Annotated in this window: 30 protein-coding genes; 18 read left to right on the plus strand and 12 right to left on the minus strand. The window is 42.0% G+C overall.

Translation table 11 applies throughout. The annotated features are described in order from the left end of the window. Nucleotides 1–9: 9 nt before the first annotated feature. From queF to N8M16_RS04470, 7 genes are all read right to left on the minus strand, one after another. Nucleotides 10–501 (minus strand): preQ(1) synthase, encoded by a 492-nt coding sequence (gene queF, locus N8M16_RS04440; protein WP_049546551.1) that lies wholly within the window; start codon nt 499–501, stop codon nt 10–12. Between the two features lie 18 nt (nt 502–519). Beyond that, entirely contained in the window at nt 520–1,236 is a 717-nt protein-coding gene (gene queE / locus N8M16_RS04445) for a 7-carboxy-7-deazaguanine synthase QueE (protein ID WP_192855418.1), read from the minus strand. Next, on the minus strand, nt 1,229–1,672 hold the full coding sequence (queD, locus tag N8M16_RS04450) for a 6-carboxytetrahydropterin synthase QueD (RefSeq protein ID WP_004256098.1): 444 nt from the start codon (nt 1,670–1,672) through the stop codon (nt 1,229–1,231). Before queD ends, queE begins: the two co-directional genes overlap by 8 nt. Next, nucleotides 1,672–2,325: a 7-cyano-7-deazaguanine synthase QueC gene (queC, locus tag N8M16_RS04455; protein WP_004256100.1), complete on the minus strand. Its 654-nt coding sequence runs from the start codon at nt 2,323–2,325 to the stop codon at nt 1,672–1,674. The genes queD and queC overlap by 1 nt, the downstream gene beginning before the upstream one ends. Nucleotides 2,326–2,526: 201 nt before the next feature. After that, nucleotides 2,527–2,841, minus strand: coding sequence for a thioredoxin (gene trxA / locus N8M16_RS04460; protein WP_001029581.1), 315 nt, complete (start codon nt 2,839–2,841; stop codon nt 2,527–2,529). A gap of 15 nt (nt 2,842–2,856) precedes the next feature. Then, nucleotides 2,857–3,078 (minus strand): DUF4649 family protein, encoded by a 222-nt coding sequence (locus N8M16_RS04465; RefSeq protein WP_000570255.1) that lies wholly within the window; start codon nt 3,076–3,078, stop codon nt 2,857–2,859. A 99-nt stretch (nt 3,079–3,177) separates the two neighbouring features. Next, nucleotides 3,178–3,558, minus strand: a complete 381-nt coding sequence (locus N8M16_RS04470; protein WP_061590387.1) for a MarR family winged helix-turn-helix transcriptional regulator — start codon at nt 3,556–3,558, stop codon at nt 3,178–3,180. 282 nt (nt 3,559–3,840) lie between these two features. On the opposite strand from N8M16_RS04470, the gene N8M16_RS04475 reads away from it, so the two are divergent. Both N8M16_RS04475 and N8M16_RS04480 read left to right on the plus strand, forming a co-directional pair. After that, a complete protein-coding gene (locus N8M16_RS04475; RefSeq protein WP_000781325.1) occupies nt 3,841–4,215 on the plus strand; it encodes a CidA/LrgA family protein in 375 nt (124 codons plus the stop codon). Continuing rightward, complete coding sequence (locus N8M16_RS04480; protein WP_084950166.1) at nt 4,212–4,907, plus strand: LrgB family protein; 696 nt, start codon at nt 4,212–4,214, stop codon at nt 4,905–4,907. Before N8M16_RS04475 ends, N8M16_RS04480 begins: the two co-directional genes overlap by 4 nt. 51 nt (nt 4,908–4,958) lie before the next feature. Here N8M16_RS04480 and gggC read toward each other — a convergent pair whose 3' ends face one another. From gggC to N8M16_RS04500, 4 genes are all read right to left on the minus strand, one after another. After that, on the minus strand, nt 4,959–6,506 hold the full coding sequence (gene gggC, locus N8M16_RS04485; protein ID WP_212573455.1) for a streptosactin export ABC transporter GggC: 1,548 nt from the start codon (nt 6,504–6,506) through the stop codon (nt 4,959–4,961). A 138-nt stretch (nt 6,507–6,644) separates the two neighbouring features. Continuing rightward, nucleotides 6,645–7,409 (minus strand): hypothetical protein, encoded by a 765-nt coding sequence (locus tag N8M16_RS04490; protein ID WP_261038952.1) that lies wholly within the window; start codon nt 7,407–7,409, stop codon nt 6,645–6,647. Between the two features lie 15 nt (nt 7,410–7,424). After that, a complete protein-coding gene (locus N8M16_RS04495; protein WP_000054197.1) occupies nt 7,425–8,120 on the minus strand; it encodes an ABC transporter ATP-binding protein in 696 nt (231 codons plus the stop codon). A 4-nt stretch (nt 8,121–8,124) separates the two neighbouring features. After that, nucleotides 8,125–8,490, minus strand: a complete 366-nt coding sequence (locus tag N8M16_RS04500; RefSeq protein WP_020901665.1) for a GntR family transcriptional regulator — start codon at nt 8,488–8,490, stop codon at nt 8,125–8,127. Nucleotides 8,491–8,629: 139 nt separating this feature from the next. Here N8M16_RS04500 and nrdR point away from each other — a divergent pair, with 139 nt between their 5' ends. The 14 genes from nrdR to recG all read left to right on the plus strand — a co-directional run bounded on the left by nrdR (nt 8,630) and on the right by recG (nt 22,693). After that, complete coding sequence (gene nrdR / locus N8M16_RS04505; RefSeq protein ID WP_001203672.1) at nt 8,630–9,103, plus strand: transcriptional regulator NrdR; 474 nt, start codon at nt 8,630–8,632, stop codon at nt 9,101–9,103. Next, nucleotides 9,104–10,273 carry a replication initiation and membrane attachment family protein gene (locus N8M16_RS04510; protein WP_261069686.1) on the plus strand — a complete coding sequence of 390 codons (1,170 nt, stop codon included), beginning with the start codon at nt 9,104–9,106 and terminating at the stop codon, nt 10,271–10,273. It abuts the gene before it with no gap. Next, a complete protein-coding gene (gene dnaI / locus N8M16_RS04515) occupies nt 10,274–11,170 on the plus strand; it encodes a primosomal protein DnaI (protein WP_261069687.1) in 897 nt (298 codons plus the stop codon). Further along, nucleotides 11,167–11,880 carry an NADPH-dependent oxidoreductase gene (locus tag N8M16_RS04520; protein WP_261069688.1) on the plus strand — a complete coding sequence of 238 codons (714 nt, stop codon included), beginning with the start codon at nt 11,167–11,169 and terminating at the stop codon, nt 11,878–11,880. The genes dnaI and N8M16_RS04520 overlap by 4 nt, the downstream gene beginning before the upstream one ends. Before the next feature lie 13 nt (nt 11,881–11,893). Then, nucleotides 11,894–13,204, plus strand: a complete 1,311-nt coding sequence (gene der / locus N8M16_RS04525; RefSeq protein ID WP_001207696.1) for a ribosome biogenesis GTPase Der — start codon at nt 11,894–11,896, stop codon at nt 13,202–13,204. 84 nt (nt 13,205–13,288) lie between these two features. Next, a complete protein-coding gene (locus N8M16_RS04530; RefSeq protein WP_261069689.1) occupies nt 13,289–13,624 on the plus strand; it encodes a hypothetical protein in 336 nt (111 codons plus the stop codon). Nucleotides 13,625–13,689: 65 nt separating this feature from the next. Continuing rightward, nucleotides 13,690–14,037, plus strand: coding sequence for a hypothetical protein (locus tag N8M16_RS04535; RefSeq protein ID WP_261069690.1), 348 nt, complete (start codon nt 13,690–13,692; stop codon nt 14,035–14,037). A 30-nt stretch (nt 14,038–14,067) separates the two neighbouring features. Beyond that, complete coding sequence (locus tag N8M16_RS04540) at nt 14,068–14,355, plus strand: hypothetical protein (RefSeq protein ID WP_050251535.1); 288 nt, start codon at nt 14,068–14,070, stop codon at nt 14,353–14,355. Nucleotides 14,356–14,500: 145 nt separating this feature from the next. Further along, complete coding sequence (secA, locus tag N8M16_RS04545; protein WP_001274066.1) at nt 14,501–17,014, plus strand: preprotein translocase subunit SecA; 2,514 nt, start codon at nt 14,501–14,503, stop codon at nt 17,012–17,014. An 80-nt stretch (nt 17,015–17,094) separates the two neighbouring features. Beyond that, the gene (locus tag N8M16_RS04550; protein ID WP_000232190.1) at nt 17,095–18,126 is read left to right on the plus strand and encodes a 3-deoxy-7-phosphoheptulonate synthase; all 1,032 of its coding nucleotides are present in this window, start codon (nt 17,095–17,097) and stop codon (nt 18,124–18,126) included. Between the two features lies 1 nt (nt 18,127). Beyond that, a complete protein-coding gene (locus tag N8M16_RS04555) occupies nt 18,128–19,159 on the plus strand; it encodes a 3-deoxy-7-phosphoheptulonate synthase (RefSeq protein WP_000864047.1) in 1,032 nt (343 codons plus the stop codon). 44 nt (nt 19,160–19,203) lie between these two features. Further along, the gene (acpS, locus tag N8M16_RS04560; RefSeq protein ID WP_261041036.1) at nt 19,204–19,566 is read left to right on the plus strand and encodes a holo-ACP synthase; all 363 of its coding nucleotides are present in this window, start codon (nt 19,204–19,206) and stop codon (nt 19,564–19,566) included. Next, entirely contained in the window at nt 19,556–20,659 is a 1,104-nt protein-coding gene (gene alr, locus N8M16_RS04565; protein ID WP_261069691.1) for an alanine racemase, read from the plus strand. The genes acpS and alr overlap by 11 nt, the downstream gene beginning before the upstream one ends. 18 nt (nt 20,660–20,677) lie before the next feature. Next, nucleotides 20,678–22,693, plus strand: coding sequence for an ATP-dependent DNA helicase RecG (recG, locus tag N8M16_RS04570; protein ID WP_261069692.1), 2,016 nt, complete (start codon nt 20,678–20,680; stop codon nt 22,691–22,693). Nucleotides 22,694–23,251: 558 nt separating this feature from the next. Here recG and N8M16_RS04575 read toward each other — a convergent pair. Beyond that, complete coding sequence (locus N8M16_RS04575; protein ID WP_261069693.1) at nt 23,252–24,166, minus strand: Rpn family recombination-promoting nuclease/putative transposase; 915 nt, start codon at nt 24,164–24,166, stop codon at nt 23,252–23,254. 563 nt (nt 24,167–24,729) lie between these two features. Between N8M16_RS04575 and N8M16_RS04580 the strand changes: the two genes are divergently transcribed. Then, entirely contained in the window at nt 24,730–25,428 is a 699-nt protein-coding gene (locus tag N8M16_RS04580; protein WP_261069694.1) for an N-acetylmannosamine-6-phosphate 2-epimerase, read from the plus strand. Nucleotides 25,429–25,452: 24 nt separating this feature from the next. Further along, nucleotides 25,453–25,905 (plus strand): YhcH/YjgK/YiaL family protein, encoded by a 453-nt coding sequence (locus N8M16_RS04585; protein ID WP_229294614.1) that lies wholly within the window; start codon nt 25,453–25,455, stop codon nt 25,903–25,905. The last annotated feature ends 7 nt before the right edge of the window (nt 25,906–25,912 follow it).

The following is a 25,912-nucleotide window of genomic DNA, read 5'->3' on the forward strand; positions in this document are numbered from 1 at the left end:
CGAAGAGTATTAACGGTTGTCAATTTTCTCTGGATAGAGGTCGTGTTGGAAGAGGCGTTGTTCTGCCAATCCTTCATACTTAGTTCCAGGTTTACCGTAGTTGTAGTAGGGGTCGATTGAAATGCCACCGCGCGGAGTGAATTTTCCCCAGACTTCTAAATAGCGAGGGCCTAGCAAGTTGACCAAGTCTTTCCCAATGGTGTTGATACAGTTTTCGTGGAAATCTCCGTGGTTTCGGTAGCTAAAGAGGTAGAGTTTGAGGGATTTTGACTCAACACAGAGCTTATCAGGGATGTAGGAAATATAGATAGTTGCAAAGTCTGGCTGAGCAGTGATTGGGCAAAGTGAGGTAAATTCAGGACAGTTAAATTTGATGAAATAGTCATTTTCCACATGACGATTGTCAAAGGATTCGAGGACTTCTGGTTGATATTCGAAAATGTAGTTGGTTTCTTTGTTGCCTAGTAGGCTTAGGTTTTTCATTTCTTCTTGTTGTGACATGATTTTTTCTTTCTAATTTTAAACACCACGTTGGTTATCGTAGAGGAGGGTATGGAGTTGAGGAAGGACGCGGACATTGCCCCAGCTATCGTCGGCAGCGATACGTTCCCAGAGTTCTTTGAGGCGGTCCAGTTGGTCTTGGATAATATTGCCTGTGGCCTTGGGCTCAGGATTTCCAGCCGATAAGAAGAGGACATCTGGTTGGTAGCGTTCTTGTATTCCTTTAGCAAAGGCCAAATCTGCATCGTCAAAGACAGGGATTTTAAAGGTGACCTTATCTGGATCCAGTTGGGAAACGATAAAGTCCAGGGTCTCAAAGTTGACTTCCATCTTGGATGAAGGAGGTTTGGGACTGAGAGTAACTTGGTCGATGTCTTTTAACCAATTTTGCCAGCGAGAACCTTGAGTCTCGACAGCAAGGGTGACACCGCGTTCCTTGAGCTTGGTGACCAATTCGGCCATGTTGGCTGCTAGGATAGCAGGATTTCCCCCAGATAGGGTTACATAGTCGTAGTTCCCTAATTTATCCAACTCAGCAATGACCTCGTCAGCCGTCATGCGAGTTGGTTTTTCAGAACCATCCCAAGTAAAGGCAGAGTCGCACCAGTCGCAGTGGTAGTCACAACCGGCAGTGCGGACAAACATGGTTTTCTGCCCGATAGCACGGCCTTCACCTTGAAAGGTTGGGCCAAAGATTTCCAGAACTGGTAGTTTGAGGACACGTTCCCTAGTCATCTAACCACTCCCGTCTAAACTCTGCAAAGGAAGTCGGAGTTTCATAGAGGCGGACGTATTCCAAACGAAGACCGCGTTCATCTGGCAACTCTTGGTTCATGGTTTGGAAAATCCAGTAAACCATATTTTCAGCAGTCGTGTTCATATAGGGCAGGGTTTCATTGAGATAGCGATGATCCAAGTGGGGCTCTAAGAAGTTCTTGTAGATCGCTTTGATGTCTCCAAAATCGTAGGTCATACCACGCTCATCTAAAAACCCACTGACAGCAATTTGCAGATGATAGGTGTGGCCGTGCAGGGATTTGCATTTTCCCTCATAGTGAAAGAGGTGGTGGGCAGCATCAAAGGTAAATTCTTTTGATACCAAGGTTCTGTAAGGATTGTAGATAAGCGACTCCCCAGTTTCCTGTTTGATTTCTTTGGGTGCAAAAAACATTAGTCCTCTCCTTTCTGTGAGAGATAAACATCTAGACCATGTTGACGTAGGTGGCAGGCTGGGCAATCCCCACAGCCACTGCCGATAATTCCATTATAGCAGGTCAAGGTCTTTTCACGAACATAGTCGAAGGCACCGAGTTGGTCAGCCAATTCCCAAGTTTCAGCCTTGTCCAGCCACATGAGAGGTGTTTGGATAACGAAGTCGTAATCCATGGCTAGGTTGAGGGTGACATTGAGAGATTTGACAAAGACATCTCGACAATCGGGGTAGCCTGAGAAGTCTGTCTCGCAGACACCTGTCACGATGTCTTTAATACCTCGTTGCTTGGCAAGAACTGCTGCAAAGGATAGAAAGAGGTGGTTGCGACCGTCAACGAAGGTATTGGGAACTTCTCCCTCTTTTTGCTCAATCTCCATATCAGAGGTCAGGGCATTTTCAGTGATTTGCCCCAGCAGAGACATATCGAGGATATGATGACGAATGCCTTGTTCCTTAGCAATTTTTTCAGCGACTTGAATTTCGAGATGATGACGTTGGCCGTAGGCAAAGGTAACGGCTTCTACCGTTTCATAGTGTTTTTTAGCCCAAAAGAGGCAGGTTGTAGAATCTTGACCGCCACTAAAGACGACCAAGGCTGATTGACGTTTCATAGTACTCCTTCCGAAATGGGAAATGTTCAGAGCACGCAAAAAGCTCCCTTGAGGGAGCTAAAAAATACCAAGTCAAGGTTTTTTTTAGCGATGGCATGTCCCAAACATCGTAATATTCTACATACAGTCTAGCATATTTTTTGAAAAATGGCAAAGGGCAAGAAAAAAGAGACCAAAGAAAGTACTTGGTCTCTAGTGTGATTAGCTCAATTCAGCAACGATGGCCTTGATTTGTTCTGCTGTGTGAACACCAGCAACTTGTTTGACAACTTGGCCGTCTTTTTTGAAGAGAAGGGTTGGGATAGACATGATTCCAAAAGCACGAGCTGTGTTTGGATTTTCATCAACGTCCATTTTAACGATTTTTAAAACATCTTCTGAAAGTTCTTCAGACAATTTGTCCAAGATTGGACCTTGCATACGACATGGACCACACCAAGTTGCCCAGAAGTCTACCAAGACCAAACCGTCTTTTGTTTCTTGTTCGAATGTTGCATCTGTAATTGCTTTTGCCATTGTATTTCTCCTTTTTTAGTTATATTGGCTTAAATCTTGTTTCTTGAGATAGAAGAAGATATCTCCATAAGTCCCATGGTAGTCCAAATCATGACCGTTGTAAGTTAATTTTTGGACAGGGTAGTAGTCTGCGACGCCGATAAGGCAAGCTTGTTGTGAACGATCAAAGTCTTCATAAGATTCGAAAGTTACAGTTCTTTCGTTCTTGCTGGCATCTAGATAGGTAATTTCAATCATTTTAAAAACTCCTTTGTTTAATGATGACTTTATTTTACTCCTTGTAAAAGAGAATGTCAAGAAAAATGATTGCGCACGCAACTTTTTTCTAAAATCATCTTAAATCAAGAAATCTAAACCAGTTTCCAAGCTTGCTTCGACAGCCTTTTGTAGCGAGGCCAGTGTCTTTTGCCCATCACCTGTCAGGCAGATAAAACTAGAGCGTCTATCTTGATCACAACACCTGCGACTAAGTAGACCACAATTTTTGGCTTCCAAGCGAGCCACCATCCGAGAAACAGCGCTCGGGCTCAGATGAAGTTTATCTGGCAGGTCAATCTGACGTAGAGATTTTTCTTGAGCCAAGTCCAGATAGTAGAGTAGGTAGAACTCTTTCAAGGTCAGACTTTGCTCGCTCTGCTGGGCAATAGTCTCTTCCAAGAGACTTTCAATTTCTTTCTGACGCCGATTGAAGTCAAACCATTTTTCCAAATAGGTCATAGTATCTCCTTTCTTTTTAGAGTTGTAAATAGAAGAAAGTCCATTCACGGACAGTCTCTGTATCACAAGATGATTGCGCATGCAATAATTATACTACTTTTCAATAAAGCTGACAAGAAAGACGCTGGCATCTTTTATCCTAAATCATGGCTGTTTTCACAAGTCAAGAATTGTTTGTATCCCCTTTCTTCTCAAACTTTCATGAACTCTTGTGCATTTCCTTGAAATTTTCTGAAAAAAGAGTAAACTGGTATGCAAGAAGTCTATTTCGTGGAGTTTAGGATGAAATTATATGTTCAATTAATGATTCTCTTTGTGATTTCTCTAATCGGAGAGGGGATTTCCAGTTTCTTTCATTTGCCCATACCAGGCAGTATTATCGGTTTGATTATTCTCTTTCTAGCCTTACAATTCAAGTGGCTGAGAACCAGGCATGTCAACATGGTGGGGAATTTCTTGCTGGCCAATATGACCATTCTCTTTTTGCCGCCAGCAGTGGGAATTATGGAGAAGTTTGATGTGATTGCTCCCTATCTTTTGCCAATTGTTTTGATTGTCTTTTTTGCAGCTGTTATCAATATTATCCTCATAGCCTTGGTAGTTCAGTTCATCAAGAGACGGTTTGAGGGAGATTATGAGAAAGGAGATGCCAAATGAGTGAATTTGTTTCCAATCCCCTGTTTGGGCTTGCCCTATCAATCCTAGCCTATCTAGTGGGAATGCTGATTTACAGACGGTTTCCTCATCCATTGACAACGCCCTTGCTTTTGTCAGCTGTTTTCATTATCATCTTTCTAAAAGTGACGGGTATTTCTTACCAAGATTATTACCAAGGTGGGGTTTATCTGAACAACTTGATTGTCCCATCGACCGTGGCTCTAGGGATTCCGCTTTATAAGAGTTTTCACTTGATGAAGCACCATGCTCGGAGTATTCTCTTGGGTAGTTTGTTAGCGGTAGTGGTCAATACCTCTTTCACGGCCCTTGTAGCTAAGATTTTTGGAATGGACTTTTTCCTAGCCATTTCTCTCTTCCCTAAGTCAGTAACAACCGCCATGGCAGTGGGGATTACAGAAAAATTGCAAGGTCTGACGACCGTGACCTTGGTCGTTGTAGTGGCAACTGGGATTTTAACCAGTGTCATCGGACCAACCCTTTTGAAGTGGTTGAAAATAGACGATCCAGTAGCTGTTGGTCTTTCCCTTGGTGGAACAGGTCATGCTGTCGGAACAGGTACAGCCTTTCGATACGGCTCTGTAGCAGGAGCCATGGGTGGTTTAGCTATCGGTGTTACCGGTATTCTCTATGTCTTTGTCAGCCCTATCGTAGCCAGTTTGATATTGAGTTAAAAAGCAAGGAACCCGAATTCCTTGCTTTTTAAAATCGTATGTTATAGGCTTTTACTTTTCTTTGCTTAAGTGAATGACTTGGTCATAGTGTTTTAAGTCTTCTTCCGTGTAGTGGTGAATGACTTCAATGACTGTTTGAGGTAGGGAGAAGAGCAAGTCGCTAATTTTTCTGCTATTTTCCGAGTCAAGATTGGCCTTAATCTCATCTGCTAAGATGAGTTGGCTATCATGGTAGAGGGAGCGAGCGATTTCTAGGCGTTGTTTCTCGCCACCAGACAGACTATCATTGCTGAGGGGTCGATTTTTCAAATGTTCTAATCCTGTTTTTTTGAGGATATGATTTAAAGTCTCTGGATTTTTATCCAGTCCTAGAAGGATATTGTCTTCCAGAGATAGCGTGTCAAAGCAATGGCTATCTTGGAGAATATAGGAACTAATACTTGTGATTTCTTGACGTGACAGGTTCTGACCAGCAAAGCTAATCTGACCACTTGTTGGTGTCTCTTCTCCATGAATGATATTGAGCAGGGTTGTTTTACCAGAGCCACTTTCCCCGATAATGGCAATTTTTTCTCCTTGCTTGATGTGTATGGAAATCGGAGACAAGAGGCTATTCCCCTCTTTTTCAAGGGAGATGGTGTCAAGTTGGATAGGGAAAATATTTTCTATGCTTCTAGGCGAGATGGGATCAGACTGGTTCAAAAGTTTTTGGTATTTGTTGAGAAGAGTTCGAGTCGCTTTTCGGGTGTTGGTAAAGTAAGCCAACTCTTGGAATTGATAGCCGATATTATGGGAAACTAGATAGATAGCCACAAAACTCGCCGCATCTAAATAACTATAGTAGGTCATAAAGCCACCGATGACGATTGGTGTGACAGAACAAAAGGCATCGATGCTATTGATCAAGAGACTGTTTAAAGTGCGTTGTTTTTCATAGTTGATTTCGGCATCTAGACTGGTTTGTAATTGTTTTTGGTAGCGAGTAAAAAAGTAGTCTTGTCCCTGATAATGGCGAATTTGTTGGCTACCACCAATAAAATTTGTCAAGCTTGCTAAGTAGCTCTGGTTAACAGTGGACCGCTTTTCAGAAAGTGAGTCCAAACGCTTTGATCCGATAGCACTGCAGAGTACAGGAAAGGAGTAGAAGAGGATGAAAATCAAGCCTAGGTAAAAATTAGTCCATAGGGCATAGAGAATGGACACAGTTGTGAAGCCAAGAGAAGAAATGATGATGACCGTTGGCTCAATATAGCTTTCTTCTAGTTGCTTGACGTCATTTTCTAGGTCGGACAAAATATCCTTTTCATCAATCTCATAACTGTTTAAAAATCGCTTGAAAATAGCACTCTTGATTCCATATTTGAAGTCAGTAATCAAACGAGCGTAGTAATAGCGTTTCCCAGCTAAGCCTAGTAAGAGGATGAGGTTTCCAAGGATTCCCAAAATCAAAACTTTCCAAAGAAGGCCTAGCTCTTGATTGGTAAAACTGGTAACAATATTCTGAACAAGGGCTGGCGTGATAATCGCTTCCAGCCAAGTAATGGCAATAGAAAAGAAGTAAAGTACGAGGTGCTTCTTAGTAACAAATCTTCTCAGCATAAAGAGTTGACCTCCCTATCGATATACATGTAATTAGTTTTAAAGTCATTATACTCCTTTTTATTAAATACTTCATATAAAAATGTAAGTCCTGAGAACGAAAAAAGTCTAGCGAGTTATTGTCGCTAGACTTTAAAACTATTGCAAATTAACCTTGTTTCTCAAGATGTAGTAGGTTCCGAGGTAAAATATAGCTATGAATATGAGTTCTTCAATAATACTCGTACTTGCTCCCATATAGAAATTATCATTAAACCCTGCAAGTGAATTGACATAGAAGTTCGCACTGGTATTGAAGAAGACTTCTACAAATCCAATGACGATTTGGATACCGATATAAGCTACAATGGCTAGTGCGGTACGGTATTCATTGAACAGTTGTCCGATGGAAATAGCCAAGTAGATGCAGAGGATTCCTGAGATGGTATTTAGTAGGAAGGATAAGACAGTAAGACTAAAGCCGGTAAAATGTTCTGCAACAAATGACAGAAGAGTAGAAAGTTGAACTGCATCAGAATTTGTTGACAATAAGATAATATAGATACATAGGAGTAAGACAGCAGTGCTAATCAACGACCAGATAAAGGCACCGATTAGTTTGGCTGTGATGATATGGTGTTCAGAAACTGGCAAGGTTAAAGTCAGATATCCTTGTCGGTCATAGACACTTCCTTTGAATCGTTTAATAATCAAGAAGATAGTTGAAATCACAAGTGTAACCATCAAACCACCAAAGACAGTAGATAGAAAAAAAAGTAGAACAGATAGATTTTTTTCAGGTAGTTTGATTAAGGATTGTGTCTGAATTCCAATAAGAACAGAGAGGAAGAGAACAGCAGCGTAGAGAGCTAAATACCACTTGTTAACATTTTTAAATTCGTAGCGAACTAAATTCCAAAACATAATAATCTCCTTTGCTTAGGCCTTAAATTCCTGACGGAAGAGTTGGTCAATGGATTCACCTGACTCATAGCGAATATCATCTACATTTCCTTGACGGACGACTTTTCCGTCTTTGAGGAAGACAATTTCATCCAAGATTGGCTCGATATCAGAAATCAAGTGGGTAGAAATCAAAACGGTAGAAGTTGGGGAGTAGTTGTTGATAATGGTATTGAGAATATACTCACGGGCTGCTGGGTCTACACCTCCAATGGGTTCGTCCAGAACATAGAGACGAGCATCACGGCTCATAACCAAAATCAGTTGTACCTTTTCCTTGTTTCCTTTTGACAGTTTCTTGAGACGACTATTTTCATCAATGCCCAGGTCTGCAAGTAGATGATGGGCGCGTTCAAGATTGAAATCTTTATAGAAGGTTTTGAAGTAGGTTAGGGCTTCTTTGACCTTCATTTGCTCATTGAGATAGGTCGTATCCGGCAAATAAGCTACGATGGCCTTGGTTGCTGGACTTGGGTCCATGTCGTTGATGAGGACACGTCCTTGATCTGGTTGTAAGAGGCCATTGATTAGTTTAATCAAGGTTGTTTTTCCTGAGCCGTTTGGCCCAAGGAGACCAACAATTTTTCCAGCTGGGATGTCAAGAGAAACATTTTCAAGGGCTGGTGTTGCTCCATAAGATTTGGATACATTTTCAAATGCTAGTAATGACATAGGCTTAAACTCCTTTAATATAATCGCCGACTACGCCTGGTAGTTCTTCTTTTTCATAGCCAAAATGGGTCATGGAGGAAACGAAGTGTTCCAATTCTTCTTCTGATAATTGTTTGCGCGATTGGGTGATTAGCTCCTTATCCTCTGTCACAAATCGTCCAGTTGTGCGCTTGCTGTAGACAAATCCTTCTCGTTCAAGGTCTGACAAGGCTCTTTGGATGGTGTTGGGATTGACACCTGCCTCGCTAGCTAGCTCTCTCACGGTTGGAAGTTGTTGATTGGGTTCCAGTGTATGGGAAACAATCTGAAGCTTGATTTTCTCCATAATCTGTAAATAGATGGGTTTTTTGTTGTCAAATGTCCAGGACATCTTGGTCTCCTTTCTTTTACATCTTTGTCTTAATTAAATAATACAACAAAACAAAAAACTTGTCAAGCAAAAAGAAGAATTGTTTTGGGAATCGTTTAAAAAATGGTATAATGAAAAGAAAACGATAAGGAGGGAAAGGATGCGTTGTCCAAAATGTGGGGCTACCAAGTCAAGTGTTATCGATAGTCGCCAAGCAGAAGAAGGGAACACTATTCGTAGAAGACGTGAGTGCGATGAATGCCAGCACCGTTTTACAACCTACGAACGGGTAGAAGAAAGAACCTTAGTGGTTGTTAAAAAAGATGGTACACGGGAACAATTCTCCAGAGATAAAATCTTTAATGGGATTATCCGCTCAGCCCAGAAACGTCCTGTGTCAAGTGATGAAATCAACATGGTAGTCAATCGTATCGAACAGAAACTCCGTGGTCGAAATGAAAACGAAATTCAAAGTGAGGACATTGGTTCACTCGTCATGGAGGAGTTGGCTGAGTTGGATGAGATTACCTATGTGCGTTTTGCCAGTGTCTATCGTAGTTTTAAGGATGTCAGTGAGCTAGAGAGCCTGCTCCAACAAATCACCCAGTCCTCTAAAAAGAAAAAGGAAAGATAAATGAAGCCAATTGACCGTTTTTCTTATCTAAAGAATAATCGGGTGTCGCAAGATACCTCATCTCTGGTACAGTGCTACCTCCCGATTATCGGTCAGGAGGCACTGAGCCTTTATCTTTATACGATTAGTTTTTGGGATAATGGTAGAAAGGAATACCTCTTTTCAAGCATTCTCAATCATCTCAATTTTGGGATGGACAGACTTTTAAAATCTTTGAAAATCCTATCTGCTTTTAATCTCTTGACCCTCTATCAAAAGGGTGATACCTATCAGATAGTTATCCATGCTCCTCTTTCAAGTCAAGATTTCTTGGAGCACCCTGTTTATCGCAGACTTTTAGAGAAAAAAATTGGTGATGCAGCTGTGGAGGATTTGAAAGTTGAGAGTGCTGAGGGTCAAGAAAGACCTGTCTCACTCAATCAAGTCTTTCCAGACTTGGCAGAACTAGGAAATCAAGAAGACCTTGGTCTCAAGAAGAAAGTGGCCAACGATTTTGACTTAGACCATTTTCGTCAGCTTATGGCTCGAGATGGGCTTCGCTTTGCGGATGAGCAGTCCGATGTCTTAAACCTCTTTGCCATTGCCGAGGAGAAGAAATGGACTTGGTTTGAAACCTATCAATTGGCTAAGTCAACAGCTGTTTCCAAGGTTATTTCAACCAAACGCATGCGGGAAATAATTGCTCAAAAACCTGTTTCTTCTGACTTTAGTCCTAAGGAAGCGACCATTATCAAAGAAGCTAAAAGTAAAACTGCCCTGCAGTTCCTGGCAGAAATCAAGCAAACGCGCAAGGGAACCATCACCCAAACAGAAAGAGAACTCTTGCAACAGATGGCTGGCTTGGGCTTGCTGGACGAAGTCATTAATATCATTCTCTTATTGACCTTTAATAAGGTTGATTCGGCAAATATCAATGAGAAATATGCCATGAAGGTAGCCAATGACTATGCCTATCAAAAGATTCATTCAGCAGAAGAGGCAGTATTGCGCATCCGTGAGCGAGGGCAGAAGAATCAGGCTCAAAAAAGCAGTACCCCTAGTCCTGCCAAGTCCAATGTACCTAAGTGGAGTAATCCAGATTATAAGAATGAAACCAGCGAGGAAACTCGTCTGGAACTAGAACGTAAGAAACAAGAACTATTAGCTCGATTAGAAAAAGGAGGAGATTAGATGGAAAGTGTCGGAGATGTACTCAAACGTCAACCTAGCCGTTTTCATTATCAAGATTTGGTCCAGAAAATCATGAAGGACCCTGATGTTGCGGCCTTTATCCAGCAAGAATCCTTGACTCCAGAGGAATTGAATCGCAGTATCTCCAAGTTTAATCAGTACATCACCGAGCGTGACAAGTTTCTCCGTGGTGATACGGATTATATTGCCAAAGGCTACAAGCCGATTTTGGTTATGAATCATGGTTATGCGGACGTTTCATATGAAGAAACTCCTGAACTAATCGCAGCTGAAAAAGAAGCGGCTATTAAGAACCGCCTCAAGTTAATCAATCTGCCAGCCACTCTCAAGAAAGCTAGTTTGGCTCAAGTAGACTTGGATGATTTGGGTCGCTTGCCAGTTTTTGAGAAGCTATTAGCCTTCGTGGAGCAATATCCAGCTATTCGAAAAGGTCTTTATTTATATGGAGACTTTGGTGTGGGTAAAAGTTTCATGGTGGCTACCCTAGCCCATGATTTATCAGAAAAACGTGGTGTTTCATCTACTCTCCTCCACTATCCTAGTTTTGTCATTGATGTCAAAAATGCTATTGGTGATGGGAATGTTAAGACCTTGGTAGATGAGATTAAGCTTTCTGAAGTCCTGATTTTAGATGATATTGGTGCCGAGAAATCAACAGCTTGGGTGCGTGACGAAATCCTGCAGGTTATTCTCCAATATCGGATGCAGGAAAATTTACCGACCTTTTTCACCTCCAACTTCAACTTTGAAGAATTGGAGCAGCATTTCGCTAAAGGGAAACATGGAAATGACGAAACCTGGGAAGCCAGACGCGTCATGGAACGCATCCGTTATTTGGCTGAGGAGACTCGTTTAGAAGGAGTAAACCGTCGATGACAGAAACTATTAAATTAATGAAGGCTCACACTTCAGTGCGCAGATTTAAAGAGCAAGGTCTTCCTCAGGAAGACTTGACTGAAATCCTGACAGCAGCCCAGATGGCTTCGTCTTGGAAGAATTTCCAATCCTATTCTGTGATTGTGGTACGAAGTCAAGAGAAGAAAGATGCCTTGTATGAATTGGTGCCTCAAGAAGCCATTCGCCAGTCAGCTGTTTTCCTTCTCTTTGTCGGAGATTTGAACCGTGCAGAAAAGGGAGCCCGACTTCATACCGATTTATTCCAGCCCCAAGGTGTGGAAGGTCTCCTGATTAGTTCAGTCGATGCGGCTCTTGCTGGTCAAAATGCCCTGCTGGCAGCTGAAAGCTTGGGCTATGGTGGTGTGATTATCGGTTTGGTTCGATACAAGTCAGAAGAAGTGGCAGAGCTTTTTAACCTGCCTGACTACACCTATCCTGTCTTTGGGATGGCACTAGGTGTGCCAAATCAACATCATGATGTGAAGCCAAGACTGCCATTGGAGAATGTTGTCTTTGAGGAAGAATACCAAGAACAGTCAACTGATGCAATTCAAGCTTATGACCGTGTACAGGCGGACTATGCTGGGGCGCGTGCAACCACAAGCTGGAGTCAGCGTCTAGCAGAACAGTTTGGACAAGCAGAACCAAACTCAACTAGAAAAAATCTTGAACAGAAGAAATTATTGTAGAAAGTGAGAAATTATGGCCCTACCAACTATTGCCATTGTAGGACGTCCCAATGTTGGGAAATCAACCCTATTTAATCGGATCGCTGGTGAGCGAATCTCCATTGTAGAAGATGTCGAAGGAGTAACACGTGACCGTATCTATGCAACGGGTGAGTGGCTCAATCGCTCTTTTAGCATGATTGATACAGGAGGAATCGATGATGTCGATGCTCCTTTCATGGAACAAATCAAGCACCAGGCAGAAATTGCCATGGAAGAAGCCGATGTTATCGTCTTTGTCGTGTCTGGTAAGGAAGGAATTACCGATGCGGACGAATACGTAGCCCGTAAGCTTTATAAGACCCACAAACCAGTTATCCTCGCAGTGAACAAGGTGGACAACCCTGAGATGCGAAATGATATCTATGATTTCTATGCCCTCGGTTTGGGTGAACCACTGCCTATCTCATCTGTCCATGGTATCGGTACAGGGGATGTGCTAGACGCCATCGTAGAAAATCTTCCAAATGAATATGAAGAAGAAAACCCAGATGTCATTAAGTTTAGCTTGATTGGTCGTCCCAACGTTGGAAAATCAAGCTTGATCAATGCCATCTTGGGAGAAGACCGTGTCATTGCCAGTCCTGTGGCTGGAACAACGCGTGACGCCATTGATACCCACTTTACAGATACAGATGGTCAAGAGTTTACCATGATTGATACGGCTGGTATGCGTAAGTCTGGTAAGGTTTATGAAAATACTGAGAAATACTCTGTCATGCGTGCCATGCGAGCTATTGACCGCTCAGATGTGGTCTTGATGGTCATCAATGCGGAAGAAGGCATCCGTGAATACGACAAGCGTATCGCAGGATTTGCCCATGAAGCTGGTAAAGGGATGATTATCGTGGTCAACAAGTGGGATACGCTTGAAAAAGACAACCATACTATGAAAAACTGGGAAGAAGATATCCGTGAGCAGTTCCAATACCTGCCTTACGCACCGATTATCTTTGTATCAGCCTTGACTAAGCAACGTCTCCACAAACTGCCTGAGATGATCAAGCAAATCAGCGAAAGTCAAAACACACGTATCCCATCAGCTGTCTTGAACGATGTGATTATGGATGCTATTGCCATCAACCCAACACCGACAGACAAAGGAAAACGCCTTAAGATTTTCTATGCGACCCAAGTGGCAACCAAACCACCAACCTTTGTTATCTTTGTCAACGAAGAAGAACTCATGCACTTTTCTTACCTGCGTTTCTTGGAAAATCAAATCCGCAAGGCCTTTGTCTTTGAGGGAACCCCAATCCATCTCATCGCAAGAAAACGTAAATAAAAAAGTAGAATCTGGAATGACATTTCCAGATTTTTTTGATAGAATGAAGTTGAAGAAAACGCTATCAAATAGAGGGGGCTGGTGATGAAACATTTGTTTAAATTGATAATCCTATTTCCCTGGTTTTACTTTTTCAGCTGGATTGAAAAGGCCAATAGAGATAGTAAATTTTTCCCAATTTTTTACTATTTTTACTGGTTTTACATCCCCCTCTATGCTCTTTTTAGCCTTGCTTGGACAGTTATTTCAGTTCTGTTTTTCAATATCGTCTTGAGAAATGTGACAGATATCAAGTTATGGGGCATTTGGTTTCTTTTTATTCTGCTAGCTATTGGTCTGAATAGGTTAACTTATTTCTGTTTCAAAAAAATGCTTCGCTTGAGACGAGAACTCGGGAAGTCTAAAGGTGGAAGGCATTGATTTATATTGGTAATAACATTTAATAGAACGAAACTAAAGAAAACAATTTTAAAGAGGAGGTGTCGATGATGAGATTGTCCTTTAATTGGTTTCATTTGATACTCTTATTTCCTTGTTTTTATTTTTTCTATTGGATAGACAATGCTGAAAGAAACAGTAAAATTTTCCCAATCTTCTACTATTTTTACTGGATTTATATTTCCCTTTTAGCTCTGTTTAGCTTGGATATGACAATTTTTTCATTCTTATTTTTCCCTTTTGTTCTAAATCATGATTCAGATGCTAGTGCTTGGGGTGTTTGGTTTCTTTTGATAATCTTATCTCTAGGTAGTGACTGGTTGGACTACATCTTTTTCAAAAACATGTTTCGATTGAGACGGGAGTTAGGGAAGTCAAAAGGTGGAAAGCATTGATTTATATGGTTTTTTTATAGGAGGTAGCTTATGGCACATCTAAAATCATTTATTACACGCTATTCTAAGGTTTATATTGGTTTAGTTCTGTTGATCTGGATTGCTTTCTTCTTTCTTCCTTGGGGCAGTCCGATTCTGGGGGGAAAGATTGACCTCTTCAGCATACAGAAAGTCTTGCTAGTTTTTGGTATTCTGTCTATTTTGATGGCCTTGCTGTCCAAGAAAGTCAGTCTCTTTGTTTTTGGATTGATCTGCTGTTTTTCTCTTTGGATTAATCTATTTATCCTATTTGCGATTTTGCCGATTTTTGGCAATTAAAGTATCATAAAAGTCAGAGAGGTTAGCTTGGAAACTAGCCTCTTTTTCCTTTTCAAAATGGGGATTCTTCCTTGAAAATAATCAGTAATTGTGCTAAAATTAAAAGAACATTCTAAAATATTCGGAATTTAAAGTAAGGAAAAACATGGCTAATATTTTAAAAACAATTATCGAAAATGATAAAGGAGAAATCCGTCGTCTGGAAAAGATGGCTGACAAGGTTTTCAAATACGAAGACCAAATGGCTGCTTTGACAGATGACCAACTAAAAGCAAAAACAGTTGAATTTAAAGAACGTTATCAAAATGGAGAATCACTGGATTCATTGCTTTATGAAGCATTTGCGGTTGTCCGTGAGGGTGCCAAACGTGTCCTAGGTCTCTTCCCATATAAGGTTCAGGTAATGGGGGGAATCGTTCTTCACCATGGTGACGTGCCAGAGATGCGTACAGGGGAAGGAAAAACATTGACTGCGACCATGCCGGTATACCTCAATGCTCTTTCAGGTAAAGGGGTTCACGTAGTTACGGTTAACGAATACCTGTCAGAACGTGATGCGACTGAGATGGGTGAATTGTATTCTTGGCTTGGCTTGTCAGTAGGGATTAACTTGGCTGCCAAATCTCCAATGGAGAAAAAAGAAGCCTATGAGTGTGATATTACTTACTCAACCAACTCAGAAATCGGATTTGACTACCTTCGTGACAACATGGTTGTTCGTGCTGAAAACATGGTACAACGTCCGCTTAACTATGCCTTGGTCGATGAGGTTGACTCTATCTTGATTGACGAGGCCCGTACACCTTTGATCGTATCAGGTGCTAATGCAGTTGAAACCAGTCAGCTCTACCACATGGCAGACCACTATGTAAAATCTTTGGACAAAGACGACTACATCATCGATGTGCAGTCTAAGACTATTGGTTTGTCTGATTCAGGGATTGACAAGGCTGAAAGCTACTTCAAGCTTGACAATCTCTATGACATCGAAAACGTAGCTCTGACTCACTTTATCGATAACGCCCTTCGTGCCAACTACATTATGCTTCTCGATATTGACTATGTGGTGAGCGAAGAACAAGAAATCTTGATCGTTGACCAATTTACGGGTCGTACTATGGAAGGTCGTCGTTATTCTGATGGATTGCACCAAGCTATTGAAGCCAAAGAAGGTGTGCCAATTCAGGATGAAACCAAGACATCTGCCTCAATCACTTACCAAAACCTTTTCCGTATGTACAAGAAATTGTCTGGTATGACGGGTACAGGTAAGACTGAGGAAGAAGAATTCCGTGAAATTTACAACATTCGTGTTATTCCAATCCCAACCAACCGTCCTGTTCAACGTATTGACCACTCAGACCTTCTTTATGCAAGTATCGAGGCTAAGTTTAAGGCGGTTGTCGAAGATGTTAAGGCTCGTTACCAAAAAGGTCAACCAGTCTTGGTTGGTACAGTAGCGGTTGAAACCAGTGACTATATTTCTAAGAAATTAGTCGCAGCTGGCGTTCCTCACGAGGTCTTGAATGCCAAAAACCACTATAAAGAAGCCCAAATCATCATGAATGCTGGTCAACGTGGTGCTGTTACCATTGCGACTAACATGGCCGGTCGTGGTACCGACATCAAGCTTGGTGAAGGGGTTCGCGAATTGGGTGGACTTTGTGTTATTGGTACAGAACGTCATGAAAGCCGTCGTATCGATAACCAGCTTCGTGGACGTTCAGGTCGTCAAGGAGACCCAGGTGAGTCACAATTCTACCTATCTCTTGAAGATGATTTGATGAAACGTTTTGGTTCTGAACGCTTGAAGGGAATCTTTGAACGCTTGAATATGTCTGAAGAGGCCATTGAGTCTCGTATGTTGACGCGTCAGGTTGAAGCAGCACAAAAACGTGTCGAAGGAAATAACTACGATACTCGTAAACAAGTCCTTCAATACGACGATGTCATGCGTGAACAACGTGAGATTATCTACGCTCAACGTTACGATGTCATCACTGCAGACCGTGACTTGGCACCCGAAATTCAGGCTATGATCAAACGTACAATTGGTCGTGTCGTTGATGGTCATGCGCGTGCGAAACAAGATGAAAAACTAGAAGCAATTTTGAACTTTGCTAAGTACAACTTGCTTCCTGAAGATTCGATTGCAATCGAAGACTTGTCAGGCTTGTCTGATAAGGCTATTAAGGAAGAACTCTTCCAACGTGCCTTGCAAGTTTATGATAGTCAGGTTTCAAAACTACGTGATGAAGAAGCAGTTAAAGAATTCCAAAAAGTCTTGATTCTACGAGTGGTAGATAACAAGTGGACAGATCATATCGATGCCCTCGATCAATTGCGTAATGCGGTTGGACTTCGTGGTTATGCTCAGAACAACCCTGTTGTTGAGTATCAGGCAGAAGGTTTCCGTATGTTTAATGATATGATTGGTTCGATTGAGTTTGATGTGACACGTTTGATGATGAAAGCCCAAATTCATGAACAAGAAAGACCACAAGCAGAACACCATATCAGTACAACAGCGACCCGCAATATCGCTGCCCACCAAGCAAATATACCAGAAGATTTGGATTTGAGTCAGATTGGACGGAATGAACTTTGCCCATGTGGTTCTGGTAAGAAGTTTAAAAACTGTCACGGTAAAAGACAATAAAATGAGATAGTTTAGAGGCGGATACCTTGTGAAAAGTAAATTTTTACTTGGTATCCGTTTGCTTTATAAGGAGATGAGTTATGGTATTTACAGCAAAAAGTCCTAAAATTAATATTGAAGAAGTTCGTGCCTTATCAAAATTAGAAGGTCAAGCTTTAGAGAGAAAATCACAGCGTGATCAAGAGCTAGAAGCCATTATACGTGGAGAAGACCAACGGATTCTCTTGGTAATCGGGCCATGCTCATCTGACAATGAAGAAGCTGTTCTTGAGTACGCTAAGCGTTTGGCAGCTTTGCAAGAAGAAGTAGCAGACCGTATCTTTATGGTTATGCGTGTTTATACTGCCAAACCCCGTACCAACGGAGATGGCTATAAGGGCTTGATTCACCAGCCTAATGCGACAGAAGCGCCTAGTCTTATCAACGGAATCAAAGCCGTGCGCCATCTTCACTATCGTGTCATCACGGAAACAGGTATGACGACAGCTGATGAAATGCTTTATCCTGAAAATCTTCCGCTTGTAGATGATTTGATTTCTTACATGGCGGTTGGTGCCCGTTCAGTTGAAGACCAGCAACACCGCTTTGTGGCAAGTGGGGCAGATTTTGCGACTGGGTTTAAAAATCCAACCTCTGGAAATCTCAATGTTATGTTTAATGGGATTTATGCTGCTCAAAACAAACAAAGTTTCCTTTTCCTAGGAAAAGAAGTGGAAACAACTGGGAACCCGCTTTCGCATGCCATTCTTCGTGGAGCGATCAATGAGTATGGTAAGAATATTCCTAACTACTACTATGATAATTTGATGGATACCATTGCTCAGTATGAGAAGATGGGCTTGGAAAATCCCTTTATCATTGTGGATACCAATCATGACAACTCTGGTAAGCAATATATGGACCAGATTCGAATTGTCCGCCAGACCTTGATTAACCGTGATTGGAATGAAAAAATCAAGCAGTACGTTCGTGGCTTTATGATTGAGTCTTATCTAGAAGACGGCCGTCAAAACGAACCGGAAGTATTTGGCAAGTCTATCACAGACCCTTGTCTTGGCTGGGATAATACGGAAGCCCTCGTCAGAGAAATCTACCAAACGCTAGGAGAATAAGATGGCATTTATTGAAAAAGGTCAAGAAATTGATATTGAAGCAATCAAAGCAGAAACCCAATTGTCTGCGGAAGCCTTGCGACTAAAGGAGCGTCGTGATAGAGAAATGGCAGACATCATTTCAGGAGAAGATGACCGGATCCTTTTGGTGATTGGTCCTTGCTCTTCTGATAATGAAGAGGCTGTCTTGGAATATGCCCGCCGTTTATCCGCCTTGCAGAAGAAGGTGGCGGACAAGATTTTCATGGTTATGCGTGTTTATACAGCTAAACCTCGCACCAACGGAGACGGCTATAAAGGTCTGGTTCACCAACCAGATACCTCTAAGGCTCCAAGCCTGATTAACGGTTTGCAGGCTGTGCGCCAGTTGCACTATCGCGTCATTACAGAGACAGGTTTGACAACGGCAGACGAGATGCTTTATCCGTCAAATTTGGTCTTGGTAGATGATTTGGTCAGCTACCATGCTGTGGGGGCTCGTTCTGTGGAAGACCAAGAGCACCGTTTTGTGGCTTCAGGGATTGATGCACCAGTCGGGATGAAAAATCCAACCTCTGGAAATTTGGGTGTTATGTTTAACGGTATCTATGCCGCCCAAAACAAACAAACCTTCCTCTTCCATGGTCAAGAAGTTGAGACTTCAGGAAATCCCTTGGCTCACGTCATCCTTCGTGGTGCAGTTAATGAATATGGGAAAAATGAGCCTAACTTTTACTATGAAACCTTGCTAAATGCCATTGAACGCTATGAAGCCATGGGACTTGAAAATCCCTTTATTCTCATTGATACCAACCATGATAATTCAGGCAAGCAATATATGGAGCAGATTCGAATTGTTCGCCAGACCTTGCAAAATCGTGACTGGAATGAGAAGATTAAAAAGATAGTTCGAGGCTTTATGATTGAATCTTACCTAGCAGATGGTCGTCAAAACCAACCAGAGGTCTTTGGTTGCTCCATTACCGATCCTTGTCTAGGTTGGGAAAATACAGAGGCCTTGGTAGAAGAGATTTATGCTACCTTGACAAAATAAGTGAAAAGGATGGAGTTGGGGGATCTCAACTCCTTTTGATGAGAATGATAGTTGGACACGGAATTGACATCGAAGAATTGGCTTCGATAGAAAGCGCAGTTACACGACATGAAGGCTTTGCTAAGCGCGTGCTGACCGCTAAGGAAATGGAGCGCTTCACCAGTCTCAAAGGGCGCAGGCAGATTGAATATTTGGCTGGTCGGTGGTCGGCTAAGGAGGCCTTTTCCAAGGCTATGGGAACGGGTATTGGCAAGCTCGGTTTTCAGGATTTAGAAGTCTTGAACAATGAACGCGGGGCGCCTTATTTTAGTCGGTCACCATTTTCAGGAAAGATTTGGCTGTCTATCAGCCATACAGATCAGTTTGTGACAGCCAGTGTCATTTTGGAGGAAAATCATGAAAGCTAGTCCACATAGACCAACCAAGGCTCTGATTCATCTGGGAGCTATTCAACAAAACATTCAACAAATGGGAGCTCATATCCCCGAGGGAACGCTCAAATTTGCAGTGGTCAAGGCCAATGCTTATGGGCATGGAGCTGTTGCCGTTGCCAAGGCTATTCAAGATGATGTCGATGGTTTTTGCGTTTCGAATATAGATGAAGCCATTGAACTCAGACAGGCTGGACTCAGCAAGAAAATCCTTATTTTAGGAGTTTCTGAAATCGAAGCAGTTGCTCTAGCTAAAGAATATGACATCACCTTGACTGTGGCTGGACTGGAGTGGATTCAAGCACTCTTAGATAAGGAAGCGGAGCTAACTGGATTGACAGTCCACCTCAAGATTGATTCAGGAATGGGACGGATTGGTTTTCGAGAGGCTAGTGAAGCTGATCAGGCTCAAGACTTGCTCCAACAACATGGTGCTCGTGTTGAAGGGATTTTTACCCACTTTGCTACTGCAGACGAGGAATCAGATGACTACTTTAATGCCCAGTTAGAACGCTTTAAAGCTATTTTGGCTAGTATGAAAGGTCTTCCAGAGCTGGTACATGCTAGCAACTCGGCAACGACTCTTTGGCATGCAGAGACTATTTTCAATGCGGTTCGTATGGGAGATGCTATGTATGGTCTTAACCCTAGCGGAGAGGTCTTGGACTTGCCCTATGACTTGAAACCAGCCTTGACCTTGGAGTCTGCTATGGTCCATGTCAAGACAGTTCCAGCTGGAGCTTGTATGGGCTACGGAGCTACCTATCAGGCAGATAGTGAGCAAGTCATCGCGACGGTACCAATTGGCTATGCAGATGGATGGACACGAGACATGCAGAATTTTTCTGTATTGGTAGATGGCCAAGCTTGCCCAATCGTCGGTCGGGTTTCTATGGACCAAATCACCATTCGTCTTCCTAAGGCTTACCCACTCGGAACCAAGGTAACTTTGATTGGTTCTAACGGGGGCAAGGAGATCACAGCTACTCAGGTAGCGACCTACAGTGGAACCATTAACTATGAAGTGGTTTGTCTTCTCAGCGACCGCATTCCGAGAGAATATTATTAGAAAAGAAAGGAGTGGAGCATGAATCTACATCAACCCTTGCATGTCTTACCTGGTGTGGGACCAAAGTCAGCAGAAAAATACGCCAAACTAGGAATTGAAAACTTGCAAGACCTCTTGCTCTACTTTCCTTTCCGATATGAAGACTTCAAGACAAAGCAAGTGCTGGAACTGGAAGACGGTGAAAAGGCGGTTCTTTCTGGTCAAGTCGTGACTCCTGCTAGTGTCCAGTACTATGGTTTCAAGCGTAATCGCCTACGCTTTAGCCTCAAGCAGGGAGAAGTCGTTTTTGCGGTGAATTTCTTTAACCAGCCCTATCTAGCTGATAAAATAGAGTTGGGAGCAACCCTTGCTGTTTTTGGAAAATGGGACCGCGCCAAGGCTAGTCTGACAGGGATGAAGGTCCTAGCTCAGGTGGAAGATGACCTCCAACCTGTTTATCGCTTGGCTCAGGGAATCAGTCAGGCCAGTCTGGTCAAGGTTATTAAGACGGCTTTTGATCAGGGATTGGACCTCTTGATTGAGGAAAATCTTCCCCAGTCTTTGCTGGACAAATACAAACTCATGTCCCGTTGTCAGGCAGTCCGAGCTATGCATTTTCCAAAGGATTTGGGAGAATACAAGCAGGCTCTTCGCCGTATCAAGTTTGAGGAACTCTTTTATTTCCAAATGCAATTGCAAACGCTCAAATCTGAAAATAGAGTTCAGGGAAGCGGTCTGGTTCTGGACTGGTCTCAGGAAAAAGTGTCAGCTGTTAAAGAAAGTCTGCCATTTGCCCTGACTCAAGCTCAAGAAAAGAGTTTACAGGAAATTTTGACTGACATGAAGTCGGACCACCACATGAATCGTCTCCTACAAGGGGATGTGGGGAGCGGAAAAACAGTAGTTGCTGGCTTGGCTATGTTTGCGGCGGTGACAGCTGGTTATCAGGCTGCCCTAATGGTACCAACAGAAATCCTCGCAGAGCAACACTTTGAGAGTTTACAGAACCTCTTTCCAGACTTGAAACTGGCTCTTTTGACAGGTTCCTTGAAAGCTGCAGAAAAGAGAGAAGTTTTGGAGACTATTGCCAAGGGTGATGCTGATTTGATTATCGGAACCCACGCTCTGATTCAGGATGGGGTGGATTATAATCGCCTGGGTTTGATTATCATCGATGAGCAGCACCGTTTTGGTGTGGGGCAAAGGCGGATTTTACGGGAAAAAGGAGACAATCCAGATGTCCTCATGATGACGGCGACTCCCATTCCACGGACGCTAGCCATCACAGCCTTTGGAGATATGGATGTTTCCATTATCGACCAGATGCCAGCAGGTCGAAAACCCATTGTGACGCGCTGGATCAAACATGAGCAACTAGCTCAGGTCCTGACTTGGTTAGAGGGGGAAATCCAAAAAGGTTCTCAAGCCTATGTCATCTCTCCCTTGATTGAAGAATCAGAAGCTCTGGATTTGAAAAATGCCATTGCCTTATCAGAGGAATTGACGGCGCATTTTGCAGGAAAGGCAGAGGTAGCTCTTCTACATGGTAAAATGAAGAGTGATGAAAAAGACCAGATCATGCAGGATTTCAAAGAGAGAAAAACGGATATTCTGGTTTCAACGACGGTTATCGAGGTCGGGGTTAACGTTCCAAATGCGACAGTTATGATCATCATGGATGCCGATCGCTTCGGGCTCAGCCAGCTTCACCAGCTCAGAGGTCGTGTCGGTCGGGGGGACAAGCAGTCCTATGCTGTTCTCGTTGCTAATCCCAAGACGGATTCTGGGAAAGATCGCATGCGCATTATGACAGAAACCACTAATGGTTTTGTCCTTGCGGAGGAAGATTTGAAAATGCGTGGTTCAGGTGAAATTTTTGGAACCAGACAGTCAGGACTTCCAGAATTCCAAGTGGCTGATATTATCGAAGATTTTCCGATTTTAGAAGAGGCTAGAAAGGTTGCCAGCTATATTAGTTCTATGGAAGGTTGGAAAGAGGATCCAGAATGGCGCATGATTGCCCTTCATATGGAAAAGAAAGAACATTTAGATTAAGCTTTCTCTAAGGAAATCTTAAGCTAGCTTTCAGGTTTGGCCCTTATACTAGAGTCATCAAAAAGAAACGAGGCCTCTCACATGACAGTAACGATTAAAGTAAATTACAAAACCACTTTCCAAAAGAAAGAAGTAAAAAGCTAAGACTGGATAGGAGAAAAAAGAGCGAAATGCTCTTTTTTCGTTTCTAAAAGCACAATTTATTGAATCTAAAATAGCACACTGCGGATTCTAAAAAAATTCTAGAAATTATAGTAGATTGAATCCGAAATAGTCCACCGAGTTTTCTAAAACATTGTTAGAAATTAGTTTGAATTCCGCAATTAATTTGTTCAGTTTTTATTTCATTTAACTATAATTTGACTTTCCTAATTTCTTTGTTCTTATCTTATTTCAATACACCATATCTTACTATTTCAGAACCCACATCTAGCATAACTAAAAAACAGATTCTTCCATCTATTACGGAAAAATCTGTCATTGATTTAATGATTTACAAAAACTCCAACCACGGCTTGCGAACCCTGTCCTTACTGGTTTCTCTATATTTTTTAGTTCTTATTTATGATGCTCTTTCAATAGTTCTTCAAACTCAGAGACAGTCATACCCAACTGTTGACTGGCAACTTCAGAAGGCAAAAGACCTTGACGGACTAGATTTAGTAGCATAGACAAACTTCCTTCAACTTTTCCACGCTCCAGTCCCTGTTCAATCCCTTCTGCCCTAGCAGTTTCCAAGGCATAATCATGAGCCAATAATGCCTGTTCTTCACGCATACGTAGTTGACTAAACATTTTCCTGTCCTCCTCGGACCAGCTCTTGTAGTCTAGCAGTTGGTCTGCCTGGCTGATGGCTCGCTCGGGTTGTTGGGTAAAGGGTTTATTCCCAAAAAACTCCAACCACGGTTTGCGAACGCTATCCTTGCTGGTTTCTCTGTATTTTTTTAGTTCTAAGAACGCCATCTTGACTAGATGGTTTTCCTGCCTGTTGTTTGTAATTGTCAAAACCTCACCTGTCGTATCCTCTCGCATACTAAAACTGTGAAAGGCTAAATCATCCTGAAAGTAGTTGCTGTCCACAATTGCAATGGCGTAGACAGGAGCGATATGCTTGTAACTCTGGTGTGTATCACCTTCACGTTGACGAATTTTTTCAAGATTTTGATTGACCTGACTGCACAGATAAGCCCATAAACGATTAATGAAAAAATTCTGATGATGCACCTGAATCTCAATGATCACTTGGGTGCCATTGTCCAACTCTGCCAAGACGTCTATACTAGTGTAAAAATCCTGCGCTGAGTAAGGCAGGGAAGGCAAGACGTGAATATTGCTTCCCTCTAAAATAGTTACATTTTTAGCTGGTAAGTCCAGCATATCGCGAATAAATTGACAAGTGACTTCTGGATTGCTAAAGATTTTCTTAGCAACCAAGTCATTGGTTGGGCTGATGCCCGGATGACGTACAGTCATATTTCTTCTCCTTTCATTATAGCACATTTTTACCTCTAGGTTGACTAGATTTAATGCTTCTATCTATTTATTCGTAAAAAAGCGTAACTTCTCAAAGTAACTTCCCTCTCTCTCCCAAAATTGGAAGTCAGTTTTAGAAGTGACCCAATGAAAATCAAAGAGCAAACTAGGAAACTAGCCGCAGGTTGCTCAAAACACTGTTTTGAGGTTGCAGATAGAACTGACGAAGTCAGTAACATATATATACGACAAGGCGACGTTGACGTGGTTTGAAGAGATTTTCGAAGAGTATTACCCTTCTTTCTTGCATTGCTTTCTTAGATATGCTACAGTGGTGGTGGCGATTACAAAAAAAGGAGCATGTAATGAGAGAGCCCAGGAGCTCTCTTTTTTGTAGTTTAATAAGAATGATTTAAAATAGATGACTCTCTGAAACTACTTTCAGAAACAGCTGTTCTATAAAATACTTTTGAAACTGAAATCTATTCTATCACAAAGTATTGAAAGCGCTTAATAAATGATATATAATGACCTCATAAGAACAAGGAAAAGGAGGAAAGAGGATGCCACAGATTACTAAAGAAGCCTTGATTGCACAAATCAAAGATGGAATCATCGTTTCTTGTCAGGCCCTTCCTCACGAACCGCTTTATACAGAAGCGGGAGGAGTCATTCCCTTGCTGGTCAAAGCGGCTGAGCAAGGTGGAGCAGTCGGTATCCGAGCAAATAGTGTTCGCGATATCAAGGAAATCAAGGAGGTTACCAACCTTCCAATCATTGGGATAATTAAACGAGATTATCCACCGCAAGAACCCTTCATCACTGCTACTATGAAAGAGGTTGATGAATTAGCAGAACTCGACATAGAAGTGATTGCTCTGGATTGTACCAAGCGTGAACGCTACGATGGTTTAGAGATTCAAGAATTTATTCGTCAGGTTAAGGGAAAATACCCTAACCAACTCTTGATGGCTGACACAAGTACTTTTGAAGAAGGTCTAGCAGCTGTAGAAGCAGGAATTGACTTTGTCGGAACAACCTTATCAGGCTATACATCTTATAGTCCAAAAGTGGACGGACCAGATTTTGAATTGATCAAAAAACTCTGTGATGCAGGAGTGGATGTCATTGCCGAAGGGAAAATTCATACACCAGAACAAGCCAAACAAATCCTGGGATATGGAGTGCGAGGCATCGTTGTAGGTGGCGCTATTACTAGACCAAAAGAGATTACAGAACGCTTCGTTGCTGCTCTTAAATAAAAAATAAAGAAAGGGGGATTGAGTATGATTATTACTAAAATCAGTCGTTTAGGAACTTATGTGAAAGTAAATCCACATTTTGCAACATTAATAGATTTTCTAGAAAAAACAGGACTAGAAAATTTAACAGAAGGTCCGATTGAGATCGATGGTAATCGATTATTTGGGAATTGCTTTACTTATCTAGCAGACGGTCAAGCAGGAGCCTTCTTTGAAACTCACCAAAAATATTTGGATATTCATTTAGTTTTGGAAAACGAAGAAGCCATGGCTGTTACGTCGCCAGAAAATGTAAGCGTTACCCAAAAATATGATGAAGAAAAAGATATTGAATTATACACAGGAGAAGTGGAACAGTTAGTTCATTTGAGAGCTGGTGAATGCCTTATCACTTTTCCAGAAGATTTACATCAACCCAAGGTTCGTATAAATGATGAACCTGTTAAAAAAGTTGTCTTTAAAGTTGCGATTTCTTAATGTAGAA

The organism is Streptococcus mitis (assembly GCF_946188375.1).
In the GTDB taxonomy this organism is placed as follows: Bacteria; Bacillota; Bacilli; order Lactobacillales; family Streptococcaceae; genus Streptococcus; species Streptococcus mitis_CX.

What these genes read in the sequence shown, in the direction of transcription:
- queF (WP_049546551.1), bottom strand. Translation starts at nt 501, where the DNA reads ATGTCACAACAAGAAGAAATGAAAAACCTAAGCCTACTAGGCAACAAA.
- queE (WP_192855418.1), bottom strand. Translation starts at nt 1,236, where the DNA reads ATGACTAGGGAACGTGTCCTCAAACTACCAGTTCTGGAAATCTTTGGC.
- queD (WP_004256098.1), bottom strand. Translation starts at nt 1,672, where the DNA reads ATGTTTTTTGCACCCAAAGAAATCAAACAGGAAACTGGGGAGTCGCTT.
- queC (WP_004256100.1), bottom strand. Translation starts at nt 2,325, where the DNA reads ATGAAACGTCAATCAGCCTTGGTCGTCTTTAGTGGCGGTCAAGATTCT.
- trxA (WP_001029581.1), bottom strand. Translation starts at nt 2,841, where the DNA reads ATGGCAAAAGCAATTACAGATGCAACATTCGAACAAGAAACAAAAGAC.
- N8M16_RS04465 (WP_000570255.1), bottom strand. Translation starts at nt 3,078, where the DNA reads ATGATTGAAATTACCTATCTAGATGCCAGCAAGAACGAAAGAACTGTA.
- N8M16_RS04470 (WP_061590387.1), bottom strand. Translation starts at nt 3,558, where the DNA reads ATGACCTATTTGGAAAAATGGTTTGACTTCAATCGGCGTCAGAAAGAA.
- N8M16_RS04475 (WP_000781325.1), top strand. Translation starts at nt 3,841, where the DNA reads ATGAAATTATATGTTCAATTAATGATTCTCTTTGTGATTTCTCTAATC.
- N8M16_RS04480 (WP_084950166.1), top strand. Translation starts at nt 4,212, where the DNA reads ATGAGTGAATTTGTTTCCAATCCCCTGTTTGGGCTTGCCCTATCAATC.
- gggC (WP_212573455.1), bottom strand. Translation starts at nt 6,506, where the DNA reads ATGCTGAGAAGATTTGTTACTAAGAAGCACCTCGTACTTTACTTCTTT.
- N8M16_RS04490 (WP_261038952.1), bottom strand. Translation starts at nt 7,409, where the DNA reads ATGTTTTGGAATTTAGTTCGCTACGAATTTAAAAATGTTAACAAGTGG.
- N8M16_RS04495 (WP_000054197.1), bottom strand. Translation starts at nt 8,120, where the DNA reads ATGTCATTACTAGCATTTGAAAATGTATCCAAATCTTATGGAGCAACA.
- N8M16_RS04500 (WP_020901665.1), bottom strand. Translation starts at nt 8,490, where the DNA reads ATGTCCTGGACATTTGACAACAAAAAACCCATCTATTTACAGATTATG.
- nrdR (WP_001203672.1), top strand. Translation starts at nt 8,630, where the DNA reads ATGCGTTGTCCAAAATGTGGGGCTACCAAGTCAAGTGTTATCGATAGT.
- N8M16_RS04510 (WP_261069686.1), top strand. Translation starts at nt 9,104, where the DNA reads ATGAAGCCAATTGACCGTTTTTCTTATCTAAAGAATAATCGGGTGTCG.
- dnaI (WP_261069687.1), top strand. Translation starts at nt 10,274, where the DNA reads ATGGAAAGTGTCGGAGATGTACTCAAACGTCAACCTAGCCGTTTTCAT.
- N8M16_RS04520 (WP_261069688.1), top strand. Translation starts at nt 11,167, where the DNA reads ATGACAGAAACTATTAAATTAATGAAGGCTCACACTTCAGTGCGCAGA.
- der (WP_001207696.1), top strand. Translation starts at nt 11,894, where the DNA reads ATGGCCCTACCAACTATTGCCATTGTAGGACGTCCCAATGTTGGGAAA.
- N8M16_RS04530 (WP_261069689.1), top strand. Translation starts at nt 13,289, where the DNA reads ATGAAACATTTGTTTAAATTGATAATCCTATTTCCCTGGTTTTACTTT.
- N8M16_RS04535 (WP_261069690.1), top strand. Translation starts at nt 13,690, where the DNA reads ATGATGAGATTGTCCTTTAATTGGTTTCATTTGATACTCTTATTTCCT.
- N8M16_RS04540 (WP_050251535.1), top strand. Translation starts at nt 14,068, where the DNA reads ATGGCACATCTAAAATCATTTATTACACGCTATTCTAAGGTTTATATT.
- secA (WP_001274066.1), top strand. Translation starts at nt 14,501, where the DNA reads ATGGCTAATATTTTAAAAACAATTATCGAAAATGATAAAGGAGAAATC.
- N8M16_RS04550 (WP_000232190.1), top strand. Translation starts at nt 17,095, where the DNA reads ATGGTATTTACAGCAAAAAGTCCTAAAATTAATATTGAAGAAGTTCGT.
- N8M16_RS04555 (WP_000864047.1), top strand. Translation starts at nt 18,128, where the DNA reads ATGGCATTTATTGAAAAAGGTCAAGAAATTGATATTGAAGCAATCAAA.
- acpS (WP_261041036.1), top strand. Translation starts at nt 19,204, where the DNA reads ATGATAGTTGGACACGGAATTGACATCGAAGAATTGGCTTCGATAGAA.
- alr (WP_261069691.1), top strand. Translation starts at nt 19,556, where the DNA reads ATGAAAGCTAGTCCACATAGACCAACCAAGGCTCTGATTCATCTGGGA.
- recG (WP_261069692.1), top strand. Translation starts at nt 20,678, where the DNA reads ATGAATCTACATCAACCCTTGCATGTCTTACCTGGTGTGGGACCAAAG.
- N8M16_RS04575 (WP_261069693.1), bottom strand. Translation starts at nt 24,166, where the DNA reads ATGACTGTACGTCATCCGGGCATCAGCCCAACCAATGACTTGGTTGCT.
- N8M16_RS04580 (WP_261069694.1), top strand. Translation starts at nt 24,730, where the DNA reads ATGCCACAGATTACTAAAGAAGCCTTGATTGCACAAATCAAAGATGGA.
- N8M16_RS04585 (WP_229294614.1), top strand. Translation starts at nt 25,453, where the DNA reads ATGATTATTACTAAAATCAGTCGTTTAGGAACTTATGTGAAAGTAAAT.